Genomic DNA, 19,289 nt, shown 5'->3' with positions numbered 1-19,289 from the left:
TATCGAGTGACGATGCAGAGCATGGCGGCCAAGTGTCAACGTTTACGCAGCAAAGTGGACGTTCCGAGTCAGAAGTCCGTGCCATAAGGGGTTGGCAGAACCCTGTGGCCGGGGTCACGATGCAGCCATGCCCGATGCCGGAAGACCGAAGTCGCCGCTGACCTTGTCGGTGGCCGAGCGGACCGCGCTCAGCCAGCTCGCCGCGGCCCCGCGGACCAGCGCCGCGATGCGCCTGCGGGCGCGGATCGTGCTGGCCAGCGCCGAGGGCCGCTCGAACAAGGCCGTCGCGGACCTGCTCGAGGTCACCCCCGGGACGGTCGGCAAATGGCGCCGGCGGTTCCTCCGGATGGGGATGGCCGGGCTCGACGACGGGATGCGCAGCGGCCGGCCGCGGATGGTCGACCGGGTCCAGCTGGGTGCCATATCGCCTTCAGGGGCCAGCGGATCGATGGCCGATTCCGGACAGCGCGCGTCGACCCGCGAGCTCGCGGCGGCGTACGGCGTCTCCCAGTCGACGGTCGCCCGCCGGCGCCGGGAGGAGGCGCAGCACTTCCGGTCCGGGATCGTGGTCGGGTCCGGCCCGGCGGCGCCGCCGTTCGCGAGCGATCCGGAGCTGCTGTCGGACCGGGTCTACGAGGCGATCCGCGGCTGGATACTGTCCGGCGAGCTGGCCCCCGGGATGCGGGTGGTCGAGTCCGAGATCGCGCGGGTGCTCGGCACGAGCCAGACCCCGGCCCGGGAGGCCGTACGGCGCCTCGCGCACGAGGGACTGGTCACGTACCGGCCGCGGCTGGGGAACTTCGTCACGGAGATCTCGCAGGTCGAGGCACGGGAGGCGCGCGAGGTCCGCGTGCTGCTCGAGTCCGCGGCGGCGCGCCGGGCCACCGGGCACGTACCGCCGGAGGAGCTGGACCTGCTCCGGATCGAGGTCCAGCGGATGAGCGAGGCGGCCGACCACCACGACATCGGCGCGTTCCGCGAGGCGGACCTGCGCTTCCACCGCCAGGTGCTGGCGACCAGCGGCAACTCGATGCTGCTCCGCGTCTGGCGCACGCTGGAGCCCGCCCTGTGGAGCCTCCAGGTGGTCTCGAACGCCATGTACGCCGGCGACTGGGGCCTGATGGCCCGCCGCCACGTCGACCTGATCGAAGTCCTCGCCGGCACCGACCCCGAAGACTCCGCCCGCCTGTTCGCCGCCCACGCCCGCGGCGAAAGCTCCATCACCAGACCGGCCGGCCACCATGATTGACGCCCACGTGCATGTGTGGGACCTCTCCCGCCGCACCCTCCCCTGGCTCCCACCACAGCATCCCCTCCGCCGCAACCACACCCTCACACACTTCCCCGCCCTCACCACCTCGTTCGCCCCCGCGCCCACTCCCTCACCCACCACCTCGCCATCTCAGGAGCTAACCCCTGAACTGGCGGAGCCCGAGGAGCTTGTGCTGGTGCAGGCTGATGCCGACCCGGACGAGGTCGCGGATCTGCTCGCGACAGCTCGGCAGAACCCCGCTGTCGTCGGGGTGGTCGGGTGGTTCGACCTGCTCGACTTCCCCGACCGGTTGCCGGACGACCCGCTGCTGGTGGGTGTGCGCAGCCCGCCGGTGGACCAGACCGACCCTGACCTGCTGACCGACCCCGCGCACGTGCGGGGTGTGCGAGCCGCCGCCGATGCCGGACTCGCCGTCGACCTGCTCCTCCGTCCTTCCGCCCTGATCGGCGCCGCCCGGCTCGCAGGTCTCGTGCCGGAGGCGCGGCTCGTGCTCGACCACCTCGGCAACCCGACGACCGCAACCCCGCGGTGGTGCGCCGGGATGCAGGCCCTCGCCGAGCACCCCAACGTCACGATCAAGCTCTCCGGCACCGCCCACCTCGCGACCGACGACCTGCGCGCACTGGTCGACGTCGCCCTCGAACTCTTCGGCAGTGAACGGCTGATGTTCGGCTCCGACTGGCCGGTGTGCACGCTGGCCGGCTCCCGCGCCGGCGTACTCCGACGTACCACCGCTCTCCTGCCACCCGCCACGCACAACGACGTGCTCCGTGGTACCGCCCAGCGCATCTACCGCCCCAGGGAGACCGCCCCATGACCGAATACACCCGACGCCAGGTGCTCCGCACCACCGGTGCCGCGGCCGGCGCCGCGATCGTCGCCGGCTCGCTGACCGAAACCGCTGTCGCCGCCCCACCACCGGGCAGCGACACCAATCCGCTCGAACTCTGGTACACCTCCCCCGCCACCGAATGGCTCCAGGCGCTTGCCATCGGCAACGGCCGGCTCGGCGCGATGGTGTACGGCGGGACCGCCACCGAGCAGCTGCAGCTGAACGAGGACTCGATCTGGGCCGGCGGCCCACACGACTACGCCGCTCCGGGCGGCAAGGAGGTCCTCCCGGAGATCCGCCGGCTGATCGCCGACGAGCAGTACCTCGACGCGCAGAACCTCGCCGACGCGCACTTCATGGGCCGCCCGAGCGAGGAGATGCAGTACCAGCCGGTCGGCTACCTGAACCTCGCTTTCCCGGGAATCGACGCCGCCGCCGTCTCGGCGTACCGGCGGGGACTCGACCTGACCACCGCGATCACCTCGGTCGGCTACGAGCACGCCGGGGTGCGGTACACCCGCGAGGTGTTCGTCAGCCACCCGGCGCAGGTCCTGGTGATGCGGCTGACCGCGAGCGAACGCGCCGCGCTCACGTTCGACGCGACGTACAGCACCGAGCAGGCGGCCACGCCGGCGGCGTACGACAACCAGACGCTGGCGCTCAACGGGATCAGCGGTGACGCGGAGGGGCTGACCGGTTCGGTCAAGTTCACCGCGCTGCTCCGCGCGTTCGCCGAGGGCGGTACGACGACGGTTGCCGACGGCAAGCTGTCGGTCGCCGGCGCGGACGCGGTCACGCTGCTGTTCTCGGTCGGTACCAGCTACCGCGACTGGCAGGATGTCGGCGCGGATCAGGTCGCTCGCGCGGTGGCTCCGCTGACCGCGATCGGCCGCCCGGCGTATGGCAAGCTCCGCCACGAGCACGTCGACGACTACCAGCGCCTGTTCGGCCGCCTGGACCTCGACCTCGGTACGTCGGCCTCGATCGCGCTCCCGACCGACCAGCGGATCACGGCCTTCCGCAATGGCGGCGACCCGCAACTGGCGGCGCTGTACTACCAGTTCGGCCGCTACCTGCTGATCTCCAGCTCGCGCACTCCGGGACAGCCCGCGAACCTGCAGGGCATCTGGAGCTACAAGATGCTGCCCGAGTGGCAGTCGAAGTTCACCATCAACATCAACACCGAGATGAACTACTGGCCGGCCGGTCCGGCGAACCTGGCCGAGTGCTGGGACCCGCTGTTCCAGATGATCGGCGAGCTGGCGGAGTCGGGCGCCCGCACCGCGGCCACCATGTACGACGCTCCCGGCTGGGTGGCGCACCACAACACCGACGGCTGGCGCGGCAGCGCGGTGGTGGACTTCGCGTTCTACGGGCTGTGGCCGACCGGTGGTGCGTGGCTGTCCCTGCTGTTCTGGGAGCGGTACGAGTACACCGGCGACCTGGAGATGCTGCGCAAGTACTACCCGGTGCTGCGCGGTTCGGTGGAGTACTTCCTCGACCAGTTGCAGACCGACGCGAAAACAGGCTGGCTGGTGACCAGCCCGTCACTCTCCCCCGAGGTCAAGCACCACGACTACGACGGTGACGGGGTGAGCCTGTGCGCGGGGCCGACGATGGACATGGAGATCCTGCGCGACCTGTTCAAGGTGTACGGGCAGGCGGCCGCACTGCTGGGCGAGGACCCGGCGATGGCAGCTGCCGCCGCGGAGGCGGGTGCCAAGCTGGCGCCGCTTCAGATCGGGTACCTCGGGCAGCTGCAGGAGTGGCTGATCGACTGGGAGGACGCCGCGCTGGAGACCAGCCGTCACGTCTCACCCCTCTGGGCGGTGTTCCCGAGCGACCAGATCACTCCGCGCCGGACGCCGGAATTCGCCGACGCGGCCCGCAAGTTCCTGGAGCTGCGCGGTCCGGCTGTCACCGCGGGCTGGTCGCTGGCGTGGAAACTGAACATCCGGGCGCGGCTGCTCGAGGCGGACAACGCGTACAAGCACCTGACCCAGCTGATCGGGCCAGGGCGGACGGCGCCGAACATGTTCGACCTGCACCCACCGTTCCAGATCGACGGCAACTTCGGCGGTGTGTCCGGGCTGACCGAGATGATCATGCAGAGCCACTCCGGCGAGGTCGCGCTGCTGCCGTGTCTGCCGTCGGCGTTCCCCGTCGGCAAGGTCCGCGGTCTGCGCGCGCGGGGCGGGTTCGACCTGGAGTTCTCCTGGGCCGACGGGAAGTTGTCGAAGGCCACGATCCGGTCGTTGCTCGGGAACCGGCTGCGGCTGCGGACCGGCGTACTGGTGGATGTGAAGTCGTCTGCGGGTCCGGTGGCGTTCGCGCGGCCGGAGGATGGCGTTGTGGAGTTCCGTACGCGTCCTGGCGTCGATTACTGGGTCGAGGTGCGCGCATGAGGATCGCCTTACCGTTCCTGGTGGTAGCACTGCTGGCTGCTGGCCTACCGGCAGCAGGTGCTCCAGCAGAGCAGCAGACGACCGCGTGGCACGACGGTGCGCTGCAGGGCGACACGGCTGGGCTGGTGTCGCGTTCGGACATCGTGCAGGAAGGGCCTGCGTGGCGCCCGTACCAAGCGATGCCTTTGGGTAACGGCGTACTGGGTGCGGCTGTGTGGGCCGAGAAGGGCTACAGCGCTCAGCTGAACCGCGTGGACACGTTCCCGGACCTCAAGTCGGCCGGGCGGCTCGTCGTACCCGGGTTGGAATCCTTGATGCGTGCCGACGACTACAGCGGGCGGTTGGCGCTGTACGACGGTCAGCTCGTGCAGCGCGGCGGTGGGATGACTGCGCGCTCGTATGTGCGTGCCGACGCCGACCAGTTCGTGCTGGAGGTCACGGGCGCGGACCCGTCCAAGACGCAGACGGCTGACCTGAAGCTGTGGGCGGGTCGTACGCCGTCGGTCAGTGCTCTTGGCGGCGTGGCAGCGTTGGCGGAGACGTTCCACGACGCCGCGTCCGGCAGCATCACCGGCGCGGTCGCTGCGCTGACGGCCCACGCCCAGCGCGTCACGGCGACTGTGGTGGATCCGCTGACGGTGCGGCTGACGTTCCGGCCGAACGCGGACGGCAGCTACCGGCTCGTAGTCGGCGTACCGTCGTACCGCGGTGGAGAGCTGCGTACGGCGGCCCGCAAGGCCGTGCTGGAGACGCCGAGCCGGCACCTCGACTGGTGGCACGCGTTCTGGGCGAAGGCCGCACCGATGCGGATCACGTCGTCCGACGGCACCGGCGAGTACGTCGAGAACCTGCGGACGCTGCAGCTGTACACGATGGCCGCGTCGATGCGCGGCGACGTACCCAGTACGCACGGGGCCGTCGTACGGATGTTCTCCTCGGCGGAGGACCAGGCGGACTGGGCGCAGGACTCGTACTGGCACTTCAACCTGCGCGAATTCGTGGCGGCCAACCGCGGCGCGGGGATCGCCGAGTTCAACGCGCCGTACTTCACGTTCTACCTGGACCGCGCCGAGCTGATGCGCGAGTGGACACGGACGCACTGGACCGGCGGCGAAGGGCTCTGCCTGCCGGAGTTCATGCGGTACGACGGGACCGGAGACGGCTGCGACAACAAGCAGGAGCCCAGCTGGACGCGGCGCATCCTGACGAGCGGGCCGGAGCTGGTGAACAACATCTGGGAGCAGTACCGGTACACCGGCGACCAGGCGTTGCTGAGCCGGAGCTACCCGCTGATGCGCGACGTGGCGCGGTTCTACCTGTCAGCACTGACGCCTGGCGCCGACGGATACCTGCACTTGGAGCATGTGAACGCTCTGGAGGTTCAGTGGGACACCACTGACCCAGTGCCGGACCTGGCTGCCATGCGGGTCGTCTTTCCCATGGTTGCCGACCTGGCGACGTCGCACGGCGACACTGCGCTGGCTGCACAGCTACGGGAGGCGGTTGGCAAGCTGCCGCCGTTCCGGACTGTGCAGCGGGGCGGTGAGGAGGTGCTTGCGTGGTCGGGCACCGACGAGGCCGCGCACAACACCCAGAACCCGGAGATGGAAGCCCTCTGGCCGTGGGGCGTGTTCGACGCGTCGTCCACGCTGATGCAGGCGACGTACCGGCAACGCGTGTACCCGCAGGACAAGGACTGGGGCATGGACAGTACGTGGGCCGCACGGCTCGGGCTGTCCGACGAGGTGAAGCGCCTGCTGCTGAAGGGCATCGCTGACTTCCAGATCTACCCCAACGGCTTCACCGTGCACCGCACCGGGCAGGAAGCAGCCCGCAACCACAGCTTCTACAACGAGTGGGGCGGTGTGCTCAGCACCGGTCTGCAGGAAGCGTTGGTGCAGTCGTACGACGGTGTCGTACGCGTTGCTCCTGCCTGGCCGCACGACTGGGACGTGTCCGGGTCCGTGCAGATCGAGGGCGGGCACCGGGTCAGCACCGAGGTGCACGACGGCGTACCGAACGTCGTCGGCATCCAGGCCGGCAGCCACGACACCCTGAAGCTCCAGAACCCGTGGCCTGGCCAATCAATCCGGGTGACCGACTCCCACGGCCACACTCTGGTGACAACCGCAGGCTCCACGGTGACCTTCACGGTCTCCCCCAACACCTCGTACACGGTAGAACGAACCGCGGTCCCGCTCGCCTCATTCGCTTACGCCCCGCTGACCGGCCAACCAGCCACGGCCGTCAAAACCGTAGGCAACCGAGTCCTGGGGATCACCCGAAGCGAACCGCCCCTCAAGAGCGACCTGGTGTCGGTACAGGCTCCCGAGAAGCTCGACAACCTGGTGAAGGCGCAGGTGGGCGCCCCGACGTACGTCGACCGCAGCTACACCATCACCGCCCTAGCACCCGAACTGAACGGCCAAGCCCTCATCCAAGGCGCCAACGACGACTCCAAGGCCACCACGCCACCCGACTACCTCAAACTCACCCTCACCCGCCCAGCCACCGTCTACGTAGCCTTCGACCCCCGAGGCGAAACCGCCTGGTGGCCCACCTGGCTCTCCGACTACACCCGCACCACAGAAACGGTCTCCACCACCGACCAGAACCTGATCCTCTTCAAACGCGACGTACCCGCCGGGGAGCTTTCCCTAGGCCCCAACTCGGGCGTCGTCGGCAAGGGCAACTCCACCTACGTCACGTTTGTGGTACCACGCTAGGCATGTTCAACCACGCGCCTGACGGCTACGACTGCCCGTTCTGTCGACTCGCCGCAGGCGGTGAAGACAGCCTCACGGCGCAGCACGACATCGTGCTGCGCCGTGAGCACGCACTAGCCTTCGTAGCCTCCCGCTGGTGGCCCAACAACCAGGGCCACGTGCTGGTGGTTCCCACCGCCCACCACGAGAACCTCTACGATCTCTCACCGCAGTCCGGCCACGCCGTACACGACGTGGTCCGCGAGGTAGCCATCGCCATCCGCAGCACCTACGGGTGCCAAGGGATCTCCACGCGCCAGCACAACGAACCAGCTGGTTATCAGGACGCATGGCACTACCACGTCCACGTCTTCCCCAGATACCCCGACGACAACCTCTACAACACCCGCCACCTCACAGAGCCCGCCACTGCAGAGCAACGTGAGCCCTACGTACAACGGCTGCTTACGTACTTTGCGGGGTGACCGGCTTTCCGGTGGTGGTTTCGACTACGTGGGTCAGGTGGTCGCGGACGTCGGCCAGGAGGTCGGCGTCGTCGTTGTAGGTGGAAGGGCCTTCGCCTTCGCGTAGGCGGAGGCCCTCGTGCAGCACGCGGTGCCAGCGCGGGTTGTAGGTGGTCAATGCCCAGCGGCCGGCGCGGGACTTTGCGGTCATCTCGCCTGTGGCCAGGAGGTGGTGCAGGCGGGTGGAGGCGAGGACACAGTGGCTGAGCAGATAGTCGCGCTCACGCTCGTCCTCAGGAAGGTCCGCGACGGTCGCCTGCGCCAGCCCCTCAGCGTTGCGGCGCCAGTACGCGTCCAGGTTCCCCATGGTGTACTCCCGCAGCGCCTGCTCATCCGTCCACACCGTCAGCGTCGACAACTCCGGACCGCGGACCGTGATCCCGGCCCGCGCCAACTCGTGCCAGGCAACCATCCACGACGGCGACGTATGCACTATCAGCTCCCCGGTGGAAATCACCTCCGGCGCAACCGGCACCGTCCGCGGATCGCACGCGAGATCCTCGGCCGGCACGTACGGCCCGTTGAACCTCAGCGACGAGTACCCCGCCAGCTCTGAGTGCAGGCGCCGCAACGTCTCCACCTCACCCACGTCCGGCCGCCACGCAACCGTCGCCACGAAGTCGACGTCGGACTCCCGCGGCGCCCACTCACCGAAAGCCAGCCCGCCGCAAAGGTAGAGCCCGGTCAACAGGCCGGTCGGCAGATCCCGCTCTGCCAGCAGCAGGAACCGATCACACAAGTCCTGTACGGGAACCGGCAGGACGTTGCCTTCTGAGGTGGCCACGACTCCATCGACGCTCCCCGGGACGGATTAGTTCGCGGCTCATGTCCCGCTCGAGGTACTTCGTCGGGCTCGACAACAAACCCGGCTTCACCGGCGCCGCGGCGGCGATCCGGAACTGCGAGCTCCCGGTCGACCGGTCCACGACAACCGAACCCACGACGTACGCGCAGGTCCGGTCGACTGGTTCGCGGTAGCTCAGCTGGTGACGAACGAGGGGGGTCCGGTGTCCGACCCGGTGCTCGCGCAGTCGCCCCACACGGCGAATCGGGCAGCCTCCGCGAGGGTCATGTCGTCGGCCTTCCACCGGCTCGCGCGTGCTGGAACGACCGGAGGCCCGGAAACAACGGGTTCGTTCCCCGGTGTGGCTGCTCGGGTTGTCGTTGGCCGCTGGAGGTGAACTGGGGGCGGAGGGTCGGCCCAGGCGGGGCGGGCTACGTGTACGACGTCGTTGGTCATCGTGATGTGCCAGTGGCCGTTGTGGAGGTCGGAGTGGTGGCGCCGACAGAGCAGGACCAGGTTGTCCAGAGCCGTGGCACCACCGTCGATCCAGGAAGTCAGGTGATGCGCGTCGCACATGACCGGTGGTGCCGCGCAGACCACGCAGCCGCGATCGCGGGTGTTCAGGGCGCGCCGAATCGCCTTGGTGACGAGGCGTTCGCGGCGGCCGACGTCGAGCGGTTCGGATTTCGAGCCGAGAACGACGGGGATGACGTTGGCGTCGCAGGCCAGGCGGCGAATGGTGGCGGCGGACAAACCGTTGCTGTAGACGGTCTGACCAATCGCTTCGGCGGTGGCCGCTTGCAGGTCGTACAGGTCGATGGTCACGGTGATGTTCGCCTTCGCCCCGAACCCAGGCACCACGTCCGCCCGCCTCCCGTCCCCACCACCAGCCGCCCCGGCACCGCTATTCGTGGCAACACCCACCTCAGCGTCATCCGCGGCAGCATCAGCATCTGCAGCCGCGCCGCCAGTCGCCGTACGACCTGCCGTCGCAGCGTCTGCCGTCGTGCCGTCAGGTGTCGCGGTGGTGGCAGCGCTGGTGGTGGCAGCGCTGGTGGTGGTGCGCGGGTCGGGAGGTGTCGTGCCGGCACTCCTGGCGGTGGCGCCTGCTGGGCGGGGGATGGTGGGGGACGGCGTGCCTGCGTCGAGGGTGGTGGTGGCGAGGGTCAGCGCGGTGGTGAGGGCGTCGGCCTGGCGCTTTTCGCGGGGGCGGGGGTCGGGGGAACCGTCGATGGCTTTGTGGGGACGGGCGCCGGTGATGATCAGGGTGCGGAGGAGTTCTGCGTTCTCGTTGGCCAGGTAGCCCTTGAGCTTCACTCCGCGGTCGACCGAGCAGAGGGTGAGGGACTCGCGGGCGGCGGCCTTCTGTTCTTCGGGTTCGGGGCCGTCGGTGTCGAGGATGTCGCGAGCCTGGATGGCTGCCTTGCGTAGTTGGACAGGCGGGAGATGCGTCAGGCCGGCCAGTCGCTGCTCGGCGAACTCCAGGTCGGGCACGGGGACTGTGGATGGTGTCCTCTCGAGTTCGAGGACGATGGCTTCGGCCTGGGCGGGACGCAGCCTGCCCTCGTCGAGCTGGGCGGTCACGGCCTCGTACCTGGGCAGTGCTCGGGCGAGTTCGACGTCGCGACGGGCGCGGTGATGGTCGAGGCGGTAGCGGTACTCGATGAACTGGACCGTGTCACGAGCACCGACGCGCTCGGCATGCCCGGTCTGGTCCAGCGCCGCGAGGAGCCGCAACCGGCGAGTCTCCAACTGGGCGAGGTCGGCCGCGTTCTGGTCGAGGGCATGGACGAGCTCCTGCTCGGTCATGATCTCGGGCGCCTTGTCCATGGTGAAGACTCTAGACACGGCCTCCGACAGTTTCCAACGCCGAATCCCCTGCAAAACAAGGATTTTTAGTTATCCACAGATTTGGTCCCGGCGGGCGAGAAGGTGAGGATGAAGCTGTAGGGGGCGATCTCCAGCGGGCGCCGGGTGGGTGGGCCGCAGGAGGCGGAGCCTAGGCCGGACTGGGCCAGGTCCAGGTTGAAGTAGATGTGGTCGCGGGGGGTCAGGTCTGAGCGGTGGCGGGCGGCTTCCAGGTCTTCGGTGGTCCAGCGGCGGGCGGTCAACTGGAAGTGTGGGGCGCCGGTAACGCGTAGGCCGTTGCCCTCGGCATCGGTCAGTTCGGCCCAGCGGACGTCTGTGCGGGCTCCGTTCTCCTGGGGTACGACGTACGGGGTCTGTAGCTCGTCCACGGTGTGTTGGTAGCGTCCTACGCGGGCAGCGGAGCGGCTGTCGGCGTAGGACTCGCCTGGGCCGCCGCCGTACCACTGCACGTTCTCCAACGTCTGCGGGAGTTGCAGCCGTACGCCGACGCGGGGCCACGTCGTGCAGCGTGGGGTGACGGCGGTGCCGGCCCACTCGCCTTCTGGGTGTACGTCGACTGTCAACCGGAGGTTGTTGCCGTCGGCAGTCCAGCGGTACGTGGTGCGGACGGCTACGCCAAGGCCTTCGGGGGCTACGCGGGCGCATACGACGATGCTCTTGTCGTCCACGTCTACGCCGTCGACGCGGTGCAGGAGGCGGTCGAGGCCGGCGGCGCGCCACTCCTGGGTGACGCCGTTCCGGCCGCCCTGGCCGTTGTCGTTGTCGGTTGGCGCCCGCCAGAGGTCCAGCTGCGGGCCGTCGACCTGTTGTCCGTACAGTCGGGTCAGGCGTCCGGTATTACGGTCGAACATGCCGCCACCTAGGCGCAGCACGTCCCTGCTCTGGACAACAGGCACGCCAGCCACGACAGGCGCCGCAGGAGCCTCTTCAAGCACGAACTGCGACCAGGCGACCTCATGTCCCGCGTTGGCCCAGGAGGTGTCCTTCGCCAGCACCGCTCGCACAGTCAGCACCCGCTCAGCATCTGCGTCAGTGGCAAGGGGTGGGGGTTGCAGATGGACCGAGGTGCCTGGAGCGATGGTTGGAACCTCCAGACGGCCTGAGTCCACCTCGATGCCGTCGGACGTTACTGACCACAGGAACTCAAGGTCATCGGTCCCGGCGAACGTCCGGTGGTTCTCGATCGTCAGTGGCGCCGTGATGCGGACTGGCTCCAGAACCTTCTTGTACTCCGTCAGACCGGGCGACGGAGTACGGTCCGGGAAGAGCAGGCCGTCGATGCAGAAGTTAGTGCCGTGGAGGCGTTCGCCGAAGTCACCGCCGTACACATGGTCCGTTGCGCCGGGCAACAGCAGGCCGTGGTCGATCCACTCCCAGACGAAGCCGCCCTGCAGTCGCGGGTAGTGCTCCAGCACCCGCTGGTAGTCGGCCAACCCTCCCGGCCCGTTCCCCATCGCGTGGGCGTACTCGGCCAGGATGAACGGCAACGCCCGTCGCCGAGCCTCCAAGGCGGAGTCGTCGGTGGTCACGTCCTCGGTGCGAGTACCGATCGCCTCCAGGTCCTCCAGTGGCGGGTACATCAAGCTGTAGAAGTCCGAGAACTCGTACGTCCGGTCCCGCTCGTAGAACACCGCCCGGGACGGATCCCGCTCACGTGTCCAGGACGCCAGTACGCCGAAGTTCTGCCCGCGGTCGCTCTCGTTGGCGAGCGACCAGATGACCACGCTCGGGTGGTTCTTGTCGCGTTCGACCATCCGACGCATCCGGTCGAGCATCATCGGAGCCCAGGCCGGGTCGTCGGCCGGGTTGCCGCGCCAGTCGGTGTAGATGAAGCCGTGCGTCTCGATGTCGCACTCGTCGATCACCCACAGCCCCAGCTCGTCGCACAGGTCCAGGAAGGCCGGATGCGGCGGGTAGTGCGCCGTCCGTACGGCGTTGATGTTGTGCTGCTTCATCAACACGAGGTCCTCCCGCATCGCCTCGACGGAGAGCGCCCGTCCGCGGCGTTCGTCGTGTTCGTGCCGGTTGACGCCGCGGAAGAACAGCGGCCGCCCGTTCGCGGTGAACACGCCGTGCACCATCGCCACGGTCCGGAACCCGATCCGCAGCTCGACGGTCTCCCCCGGCACCTCGACCACCGCGTCGTACAGCCGCGGCACCTCCGCCGACCACGGCTCGACGGCCGCGATCTCCACCGGTACGCCGGGCTCCGTCACGATGCCCAACTCCGCGACCCGCACCACCGCGTCCGGACGAGTGTCCACCGTCAGCGTCCCACCCCCGGTGACATGGTCGTACGACGCGTGCACGAAGACGTCGTCGATCAACGGCCGCGCGAGCAGCGTCACGTCCCGGAAGATCCCCGGCAGCCACCACATGTCCTGGTCCTCGAGGTACGACCCCGACGACCACTGGTGTACCCGGACCGCCAGCACGTTCCGCCCCGGCTGCAGCAGCCCACCGACATCAAACTCGCTCGGCAGCCGACTGCCCTTGGCTGTCCCGGCCTCGACCCCGTTCACCCACACCTTGAACGCCGAGTCAACACCCTCGAACCGCAGGACAGCCCCGTCGACAGGCCAGTCCGCGGGCAGCGAGAACCACCGCACATGATCACCCGTCGGATTCGCGGACGGCGTGTACGGCGGGTCGATCGGGAACGGGAACGCCGTGTTCGTGTACCGCGGCCGGTCGTGCCCCTGCAGCACCCAATGCCCCGGGACTTCGATCGAGCCCCAGTCTCCACCGACTGCCGGCACACCAGACGGCGGACTGTCCCAGAGCTTGAAGTCCCACCGCCCGTTCAGGCTGATCCGCGGTCGCGAGGACCGCAACCACGCCCGCGGCTCGCGCGCTCCGGTGCTCGGCGTCAGGTCCTCGAAGTACCTCATCGCGTCTCCTTGAGCACCCGGACGTCCCACGGCCCCAATTCGATCCGCCCCAGTGCCGCGGGCTCGACGGTCACCGCCGTACCCGACCAGTTGTGCACGAACCAGATCCGCTCGCCGGCCGCGTTCACCGCGGACATCGCGGTGACCGACGGCGCCCACAGCCGCGACTCCCCGAACAGCCCGGCCGCGAGCGCCGCGTCCGGCACCGTCCCGACGTACGTGATCCGGCCGCTCCCGCAGCGTTTCGTGGTGACGATCGGCCGTCGCTCACCGCTCGGATGCCGGTACGTCGCCAGTACGTCGGCATCCTCGACCAGCAATGTCTCGGCCCATCGTGTGGCATGCCCGGCCATCCCCTCCACCGCCGGCGCGTCCTCGAGGTTCTCGAACTCCTGGTACGACAGCCCCGCGGCCTTCCGCAACGGTCCGGGCGCAACGTCCGCCCGCGGCCGCGCGAGCTCGTCGGCGTACCCGGTGCGCGGTCCCACAATCAGATGCCCACCATCCTGCGCGTAAGACACCAGCCGCTCCAGCACCGCGTCCGACGCGACATAGAGGCCTGCGGCAACAACCACCGGCGCCGTCAGCGCGGCCTCGATCCGCTCCACCGGCACCACTCCGGGCCGTAACCCGGCGTCCACGATCCCACCGTAGAACGCCTCCAGCACACTCCGGTACGACGCCTTGTCAGGCTGACCGCCCGAAGCCAACGGCGGCTGGAACTGCATCGCCCAGTCGCTCTCCTGCGACCACAGCACCGCCACATCGACGTCCGGCGTCAGCCCGGCCACCGACGACCCGGCCGCCGCGAACTCGGCCCCGATCGCCGCAACCTCACGATAGATCCGACCCGGCTGCATCCCATGACCGAGGATCCCGCCCCAGAACGTCTCCGCCCCGTGATGGATCGAATGCCAGTGCCAGTACTCGATCATCCGCGCGCCCCGTGACACCATCGCCCACGCCAGTTGCCGGAGCTGCCCGGCGTACGGCGGCTTGTTCTGGTGCGACCCGCCGATCGACGTTGCGTTCGTCTCGGTCACCAGGAACGGCTCGCCGCGCGACCCGTACCCGCGATCCGCCGCCAGGAACACGTCCGCGACCGACCGCCCGATCCACCCCGGCGCCAACCGTGACGGCAGCGAAGGTCGCGCCAGCCCGTCCTGCACATCCACATAGATGTTGCCCGCCGCAACGTCCAGCGCCGCCGTCAGCGGTACGTCGGCCACCGCCGGCCGGTCGTACGCCAGGCAGGTCGTCACGAACTGCCCCTCCCGCCGCAACGACCGCACCAGCTCTGCCTGCCACCCGATGAACTCGGTAGTGCGCGAGGCCTGGAACCGCCGCCAGGCCAGGTCGTACGACGGCGTGCTGTTGCCGTCCGGCCGCCACAGCTCCGGCCAGTCGCTCAACCGGTGCGACCAGTACGTCAGCCCCCACACCTCGTTCAGCGTCTCGACATCGCCGTACTCGCGCCGCAGCCCGGCCACGAACTCCTCGAAGGCGGCGGCGTTGTGCGCCAGCAGCACCCCCGGCTCGTTGTCCACCTGGTACCCGATCACCGCCGGGTGGTCCCGGTACCGCTCCACGATCCGCCGTACCACCCGCTCCGCGTGGAACCGGAAGGCCGGCTGCCCGTGGTCGATCTCCTGCCGGATCCCCCACGGCACCGGTACGCCGGTCCGCCGCTCGGCCGCGATCTCCGGATGCGCCCGCTGCAGCCACGGCGGTACGGCGTACGTCGGCGTCCCGAGGATCACCCCGATGCCGCGCGCGACCGCGCCGTCCAGCACCGGGCGGATCCACTCCAGGTCGAAGACCCCGTCCCGTGGCTCCCAGGTCGACCAGACCGACTCGCCGACCCGGATCGCGGTGATGCCGGCGGCAACCATCAGGTCCAGGTCGACGGCGGTCCGGTCACCGGCCGAGCGCGGCAGGTACTCCGGGTAGTAGGCCGTCCCAAGCACGACATGTGGCGGCAGCATGCACCAACCGTAACCGACTGGCGCATCCGCGTGCAATCGTTTGCATGCAGGGATTCAGACCCGGATGCGAACTCTCCGCCGGACCGGCCCGGTGCTCGCCCGGACGACCAGCTCCGGCGTCAGCAGATCCGGCGCCGGCCAGTCCGCCCCGCCGAGCCGCTTGCTCAGCTGTTCCCAGGCCAGCTCGCCCAGCTTCGCCCGCTCGTTGCGCAACGACGTCAGCGGCGGCCGGGAGTACGACGCGATCGGGATGTCGTCGTACGACGCGACCGACAGCTCGGCCGGGACCTCGACGCCGTTGTCGTACAGCCAGCTCAGCAGCCCGATCCCGACCAGGTCGTTGAACGTGATCACCGCGGTCGCCCGGCTGTGCAGCACGGTCGGACCGGCGTCGTACCCATGGTTGCCGGACCAGCCGCCGTCGATCTCGTCCAGCGTCACGTCGAGCGACCGCGCCGTCCGCCGCAACGTCCGGCGGCGCTCGCCGTCGGACCAGGACGTGGCCGGACCGCCGACGTACAGCACGCGGCGATGCCCGAGGCCGGTGAGGTGCTCGAGCAGCAGCCGCGACGCGGCGCGGTAGTCGATCGCGACCACGCCCGCGTTCTTGACGTTGCGATTGATCGACACCACCGGAACGGGTTGCGCGATCGCCTTCTCCAGGCCCTGACGGGTGAGGCGGGAGCTGAACAGCACGAGCGCTCCGGAGTAGTCGACCAGCTCGTCGACCAGCCGCAACTCCTCGGCCGGATCCTCGCCGCTCTCCCCGATCAGCAGCCGGTAGCCGCCCGCCCGCGCGGCGCCGGTCAGGCCCTTCAGCACCTCGGAGAAGAACGGGTTCGTCAGGTCGGGCACCGTGACGCCGACCGTCAGCGGGCGGCCGAGCTTGAACTCCTGCGCCCGCTTGTCCGCGCGGTACCCGAGCTGGCCGGCCACCGCCTGGACGTGCGCGACCACCTCGGGCGAGATCAGGTCGGACCCGTTCAGCGCCCGCGACACCGTGGAGACCGAGGTGCCGGCCTCACGCGCGACGTCGATCAACCGAACCCGTTCCGCCACTTCGTACCCCTAAGAACCGCTGATCAGGACATTTCGGACCGTCACGTCGTCGGCGTACTGTACGACAGCCTCTGCCGCGACCTGGCCGAACCGGCTGTTGCTGACCACCACCGACCGGATGTGCCGCGTCTCCGCACCCACGATCCGGTACGCCCGCTCGGCCCGCGCCACCCGGACCCGGTCGAAACGGATGTCCCGTACGTCGGGGTACAGCGACTGGTCGCCACCTCCCTGGTAGCTGAACGTGATCTCCAGAGGACGATACATCCAGGCCCGCGAATCCACGTCCCGGACATCGACATTGTGCACATAGCCACCGCGTGTCGACGTGGACTTCACGCACAGCAGCCATTGCAGGTACGCCTCGTCCGCGGCCGGGTCGGCCGGCGCGGACAGCCGGCGGACGAACACGTCCTCGACGCCGCCGCTCAGCTCACTACCCACAGCGACGGCGGCGCCACCGCTCACGAACGTGCAGTCCTCGACGACGATGCCGCGCGACGGCAGCCCGAGCCGGCGGCCGTCGGCGTCCCGGCCCGACTTGATCGCGATGCAGTCGTCGTGGGTCCGGAACGTGCAGTCCCGGATCAGTACGTCGGTGCAGGACTCCGGGTCGCAGCCGTCGCCGTTCGGGCCGAGGTTGTCGACCGTGACGCCCTGGACCGTCACATTGCGGCACTCCAGCGGGTGGATCGTCCACATCGGCGAGTCCTTGATGGTCACACCTTCGATCAGCACGTTCGTACACCGGAACGGCTGGACGAAGCTCGGGCGGAGGTAGTGCCCGGCGCCGAAGACGCGTTGCTCGACGGGGACCTGCTCGTTGTTCATCCGCTCGAGCTCGGCCCAGTCGGCGCGCTGGTTCGGTAGGCCGGTGTGCCAGCCGTACTGACCGCTGCCGATCAGGTACCACCAGTGCTCGTTGTCACCGGCGCCGTCGAGGACGCCCTTCCCGGTGATGGCGATGTCGGTCTGGCCCTCGGCGCGGATCAGCGGGGAGTAGTTGTAGACCTCCACGCCCTGCCACCGGGTGCGGACGACCGGCAGGTACGCCGCCGGGTCGGTGCTGAAGCGCAGCGTCGCGCCCTCCTCCAGGTGCAGGTCGACGCGGCTCAACAGCTCGATCGCCCCGGTCTGCCAGGTCCCGGCCGGCACCACGACATGCCCGCCGCCGGCGCGATGACAGGCGACGATCGCCGCCGCGATCCCCGCGGTGGCATCCGCCGGCGTCGCGCCGTACTCCGTGATCGGATACCACACATCCCGAAACCGCGGCGGGCGGATCCGGGACCTGACCAGACCTTCGGCGCTCGGGTCCGCGGCCGCGGCGGGCAGGCCGATGCCTGCAGCAACCACTCCGCCGAGACCGGCACCGAGCAGCTGACGACGAGTGGGATGCATGGGCGGACACCTTCCACGGGGACGAGTCAGGTAAAGCTTTACCCGTAAGTATCCAAGAGATTCCAGGACGGTCAAGGCCAGCCGTTGACACGCTCACGGCTTCCGGGCACGATCGGTTGCAATCGTTTGCATGCTAGGAGGTCGCGGATGCCCGCCCCACTTCGTCGCCGTACCGTCCTGCTCGCCGGTGGTGCTCTCGCCGCCGGCGGATCTCTGCTCGGCGGCGGTACCGCCCCGGCCGCCGCCGGCCCGGTTCCTGATGCGGCGGCCGACGCCCAGGTCGCCGCGATCCTGAACCGGATCAGACCGCCTCGCTTCCCGGACCGCTGGTACGACGTGACGGCGTACGGCGCGGTCGGCGACGACGCGACCGACTGTACGGCCGCGCTCCGGGCCGCGATCGAGGCGTGTCACCGGGCCGGCGGCGGGCACGTCGTCGTACCGGCGGGCGACTACCGCATCGGCGCCGTCCATCTGCTGAGCCGCGTGGACCTGCATCTGGAGAAGGGCGCGCGGCTCGCGTTCAGCCAGGACCCGGCGGCGTACCTCCCGGTGGTGGCGACGCGGTACGAGGGGACGGAGTGCTACAACTACTCCGCCTTCGTGTACGCGTACGGGCAGCGGGACATCGCGATCACCGGGCAGGGCGTGCTCGACGGGCGCGCCGACGCGACGCACTGGTGGGACTGGACCGGCGGGCCGCCGCCCAACGAAGGGCCCGACAAGACGGTGCTGATCCAGCTGGCCGCGGCTGGTGTGCCGGTCGAGGAGCGGGTGTTCGGCGACGGGCACTACCTGCGCCCGAACCTGCTCCAACTGAACCGCTGCGAGAACGTTCTGCTCGACGGCATCACGGTCAAGGACTCGCCGATGTGGAACATCCACCCGGTGCTGTGCCGGAACGTGACGATCCGCGGCGTCACCGTCGACAGCCCGAACGGGCCGAACAACGACGGCATCGACCCGGAGTCGTGCACCGACGTACTGATCGAGAACTGCACGATCTCCACCGGTGACGACTGCGTCGCGTTCAAGTCCGGGAAGGACGCGGACGGCCGGCGGGTGAACGTGCCGGCGCGGTACGCCGTCGTCCGGAAGTGCGTGATGGCCGACGGGAACGGCGGCGTCACGGCCGGCAGCGAAACCAGCGGCGGGGTGATGGACATCTTCGTCCGGGACTGCGCGATGAGCAGCCCGCACCTCGAGCGGGCGATCCGGATCAAGAGCAACCCGGACCGCGGCGGCACGATCACGAACATCGACGTACGCCGGGTGTCGGTCGGGCAGGCCGCCGACTCGGCGATCGAGATCGTGCTGAACTACGCGAACGTGACCACCGGCGCGTACCCGCCCGACGTGCACGGCATCACGATCAGCCGGCTCACCGTCGACTCCGCCCCCCGCGCCCTCAACCTCCTCGGCCTCCCCGACGACCCCCTCCGCGCCATCCACCTGCACCAGTGCCACTTCGACGCCATGACCCAACCCAACGTCATCACCAACGTCGAAGACCTCCACCTGACCCAGGTCTGGCTCAACGGCACCCGAGTGGACCAGTGAA

At 69.2% G+C, this 19,289-nt stretch carries 13 protein-coding genes; 7 read left to right on the top strand and 6 right to left on the bottom strand.

Annotated elements, in window-relative coordinates; genetic code table 11:
- Window positions 1–127 precede the first annotated feature (127 nt).
- From ACQHIV_RS00900 to ACQHIV_RS00880, 5 genes are read left to right on the top strand one after another with little or no spacing between them, the layout of a single operon-like run.
- Entirely contained in the window at window positions 128–1,249 is a 1,122-nt protein-coding gene (locus ACQHIV_RS00900) for an FCD domain-containing protein (protein WP_427890681.1), read from the top strand.
- The gene (locus tag ACQHIV_RS00895; protein WP_427890679.1) at window positions 1,242–2,090 is read left to right on the top strand and encodes an amidohydrolase family protein; all 849 of its coding nucleotides are present in this window, start codon (window positions 1,242–1,244) and stop codon (window positions 2,088–2,090) included. The genes ACQHIV_RS00900 and ACQHIV_RS00895 overlap by 8 nt, the downstream gene beginning before the upstream one ends.
- Window positions 2,087–4,510, top strand: coding sequence for a glycosyl hydrolase family 95 catalytic domain-containing protein (locus tag ACQHIV_RS00890; RefSeq protein ID WP_427890677.1), 2,424 nt, complete (start codon window positions 2,087–2,089; stop codon window positions 4,508–4,510). The genes ACQHIV_RS00895 and ACQHIV_RS00890 overlap by 4 nt, the downstream gene beginning before the upstream one ends.
- Window positions 4,507–7,236 carry a glycosyl hydrolase family 95 catalytic domain-containing protein gene (locus tag ACQHIV_RS00885; protein WP_427890674.1) on the top strand — a complete coding sequence of 910 codons (2,730 nt, stop codon included), beginning with the start codon at window positions 4,507–4,509 and terminating at the stop codon, window positions 7,234–7,236. Before ACQHIV_RS00890 ends, ACQHIV_RS00885 begins: the two co-directional genes overlap by 4 nt.
- A 2-nt stretch (window positions 7,237–7,238) precedes the next feature.
- Window positions 7,239–7,700, top strand: a complete 462-nt coding sequence (locus tag ACQHIV_RS00880; protein ID WP_427890672.1) for an HIT family protein — start codon at window positions 7,239–7,241, stop codon at window positions 7,698–7,700.
- Here the strand turns inward: ACQHIV_RS00880 and ACQHIV_RS00875 are convergent.
- Complete coding sequence (locus ACQHIV_RS00875; RefSeq protein WP_427890670.1) at window positions 7,681–8,523, bottom strand: aminoglycoside adenylyltransferase domain-containing protein; 843 nt, start codon at window positions 8,521–8,523, stop codon at window positions 7,681–7,683. The genes ACQHIV_RS00880 and ACQHIV_RS00875 overlap by 20 nt on opposite strands.
- 41 nt (window positions 8,524–8,564) lie before the next feature.
- Here ACQHIV_RS00875 and ACQHIV_RS00870 point away from each other — a divergent pair, with 41 nt between their 5' ends.
- Window positions 8,565–8,717 (top strand): hypothetical protein, encoded by a 153-nt coding sequence (locus ACQHIV_RS00870; RefSeq protein ID WP_427890668.1) that lies wholly within the window; start codon window positions 8,565–8,567, stop codon window positions 8,715–8,717.
- Window position 8,718: 1 nt separating this feature from the next.
- Here ACQHIV_RS00870 and ACQHIV_RS00865 read toward each other — a convergent pair whose 3' ends face one another.
- The 5 genes from ACQHIV_RS00865 to ACQHIV_RS00845 form a co-directional block, all read right to left on the bottom strand.
- Complete coding sequence (locus tag ACQHIV_RS00865) at window positions 8,719–10,353, bottom strand: DUF222 domain-containing protein (RefSeq protein ID WP_427890666.1); 1,635 nt, start codon at window positions 10,351–10,353, stop codon at window positions 8,719–8,721.
- Between the two features lie 65 nt (window positions 10,354–10,418).
- Window positions 10,419–13,283 (bottom strand): glycoside hydrolase family 2 TIM barrel-domain containing protein, encoded by a 2,865-nt coding sequence (locus tag ACQHIV_RS00860; protein WP_427890664.1) that lies wholly within the window; start codon window positions 13,281–13,283, stop codon window positions 10,419–10,421.
- Entirely contained in the window at window positions 13,280–15,268 is a 1,989-nt protein-coding gene (locus ACQHIV_RS00855; protein ID WP_427890662.1) for a beta-galactosidase, read from the bottom strand. Before ACQHIV_RS00855 ends, ACQHIV_RS00860 begins: the two co-directional genes overlap by 4 nt.
- A gap of 54 nt (window positions 15,269–15,322) precedes the next feature.
- Window positions 15,323–16,327, bottom strand: coding sequence for a LacI family DNA-binding transcriptional regulator (locus tag ACQHIV_RS00850; protein ID WP_427890660.1), 1,005 nt, complete (start codon window positions 16,325–16,327; stop codon window positions 15,323–15,325).
- A gap of 9 nt (window positions 16,328–16,336) precedes the next feature.
- Window positions 16,337–17,728, bottom strand: coding sequence for a glycosyl hydrolase family 28 protein (locus ACQHIV_RS00845; RefSeq protein ID WP_427890658.1), 1,392 nt, complete (start codon window positions 17,726–17,728; stop codon window positions 16,337–16,339).
- Window positions 17,729–17,875: 147 nt separating this feature from the next.
- Here ACQHIV_RS00845 and ACQHIV_RS00840 point away from each other — a divergent pair, with 147 nt between their 5' ends.
- Window positions 17,876–19,288 (top strand): glycoside hydrolase family 28 protein, encoded by a 1,413-nt coding sequence (locus ACQHIV_RS00840; protein WP_427890656.1) that lies wholly within the window; start codon window positions 17,876–17,878, stop codon window positions 19,286–19,288.
- Window position 19,289: the final 1 nt, after the last annotated feature.

The sequence above is a fragment of the Kribbella polygonati genome, assembly GCF_050320105.1.
Classification (GTDB): domain Bacteria; phylum Actinomycetota; class Actinomycetes; order Propionibacteriales; family Kribbellaceae; genus Kribbella.
This window is presented reverse-complemented; position numbering and strand designations above follow the sequence as displayed.

Bases quoted from the DNA above. Each gene is read 5' to 3' on its own strand.
- ACQHIV_RS00900 (WP_427890681.1), top strand. From the start codon at position 128: ATGCCCGATGCCGGAAGACCGAAGTCGCCGCTGACCTTGTCGGTGGCC.
- ACQHIV_RS00895 (WP_427890679.1), top strand. From the start codon at position 1,242: ATGATTGACGCCCACGTGCATGTGTGGGACCTCTCCCGCCGCACCCTC.
- ACQHIV_RS00890 (WP_427890677.1), top strand. From the start codon at position 2,087: ATGACCGAATACACCCGACGCCAGGTGCTCCGCACCACCGGTGCCGCG.
- ACQHIV_RS00885 (WP_427890674.1), top strand. From the start codon at position 4,507: ATGAGGATCGCCTTACCGTTCCTGGTGGTAGCACTGCTGGCTGCTGGC.
- ACQHIV_RS00880 (WP_427890672.1), top strand. From the start codon at position 7,239: ATGTTCAACCACGCGCCTGACGGCTACGACTGCCCGTTCTGTCGACTC.
- ACQHIV_RS00870 (WP_427890668.1), top strand. From the start codon at position 8,565: ATGTCCCGCTCGAGGTACTTCGTCGGGCTCGACAACAAACCCGGCTTC.
- ACQHIV_RS00865 (WP_427890666.1), bottom strand. From the start codon at position 10,353: ATGGACAAGGCGCCCGAGATCATGACCGAGCAGGAGCTCGTCCATGCC.
- ACQHIV_RS00860 (WP_427890664.1), bottom strand. From the start codon at position 13,283: ATGAGGTACTTCGAGGACCTGACGCCGAGCACCGGAGCGCGCGAGCCG.
- ACQHIV_RS00855 (WP_427890662.1), bottom strand. From the start codon at position 15,268: ATGCTGCCGCCACATGTCGTGCTTGGGACGGCCTACTACCCGGAGTAC.
- ACQHIV_RS00845 (WP_427890658.1), bottom strand. From the start codon at position 17,728: ATGCATCCCACTCGTCGTCAGCTGCTCGGTGCCGGTCTCGGCGGAGTG.
- ACQHIV_RS00840 (WP_427890656.1), top strand. From the start codon at position 17,876: ATGCCCGCCCCACTTCGTCGCCGTACCGTCCTGCTCGCCGGTGGTGCT.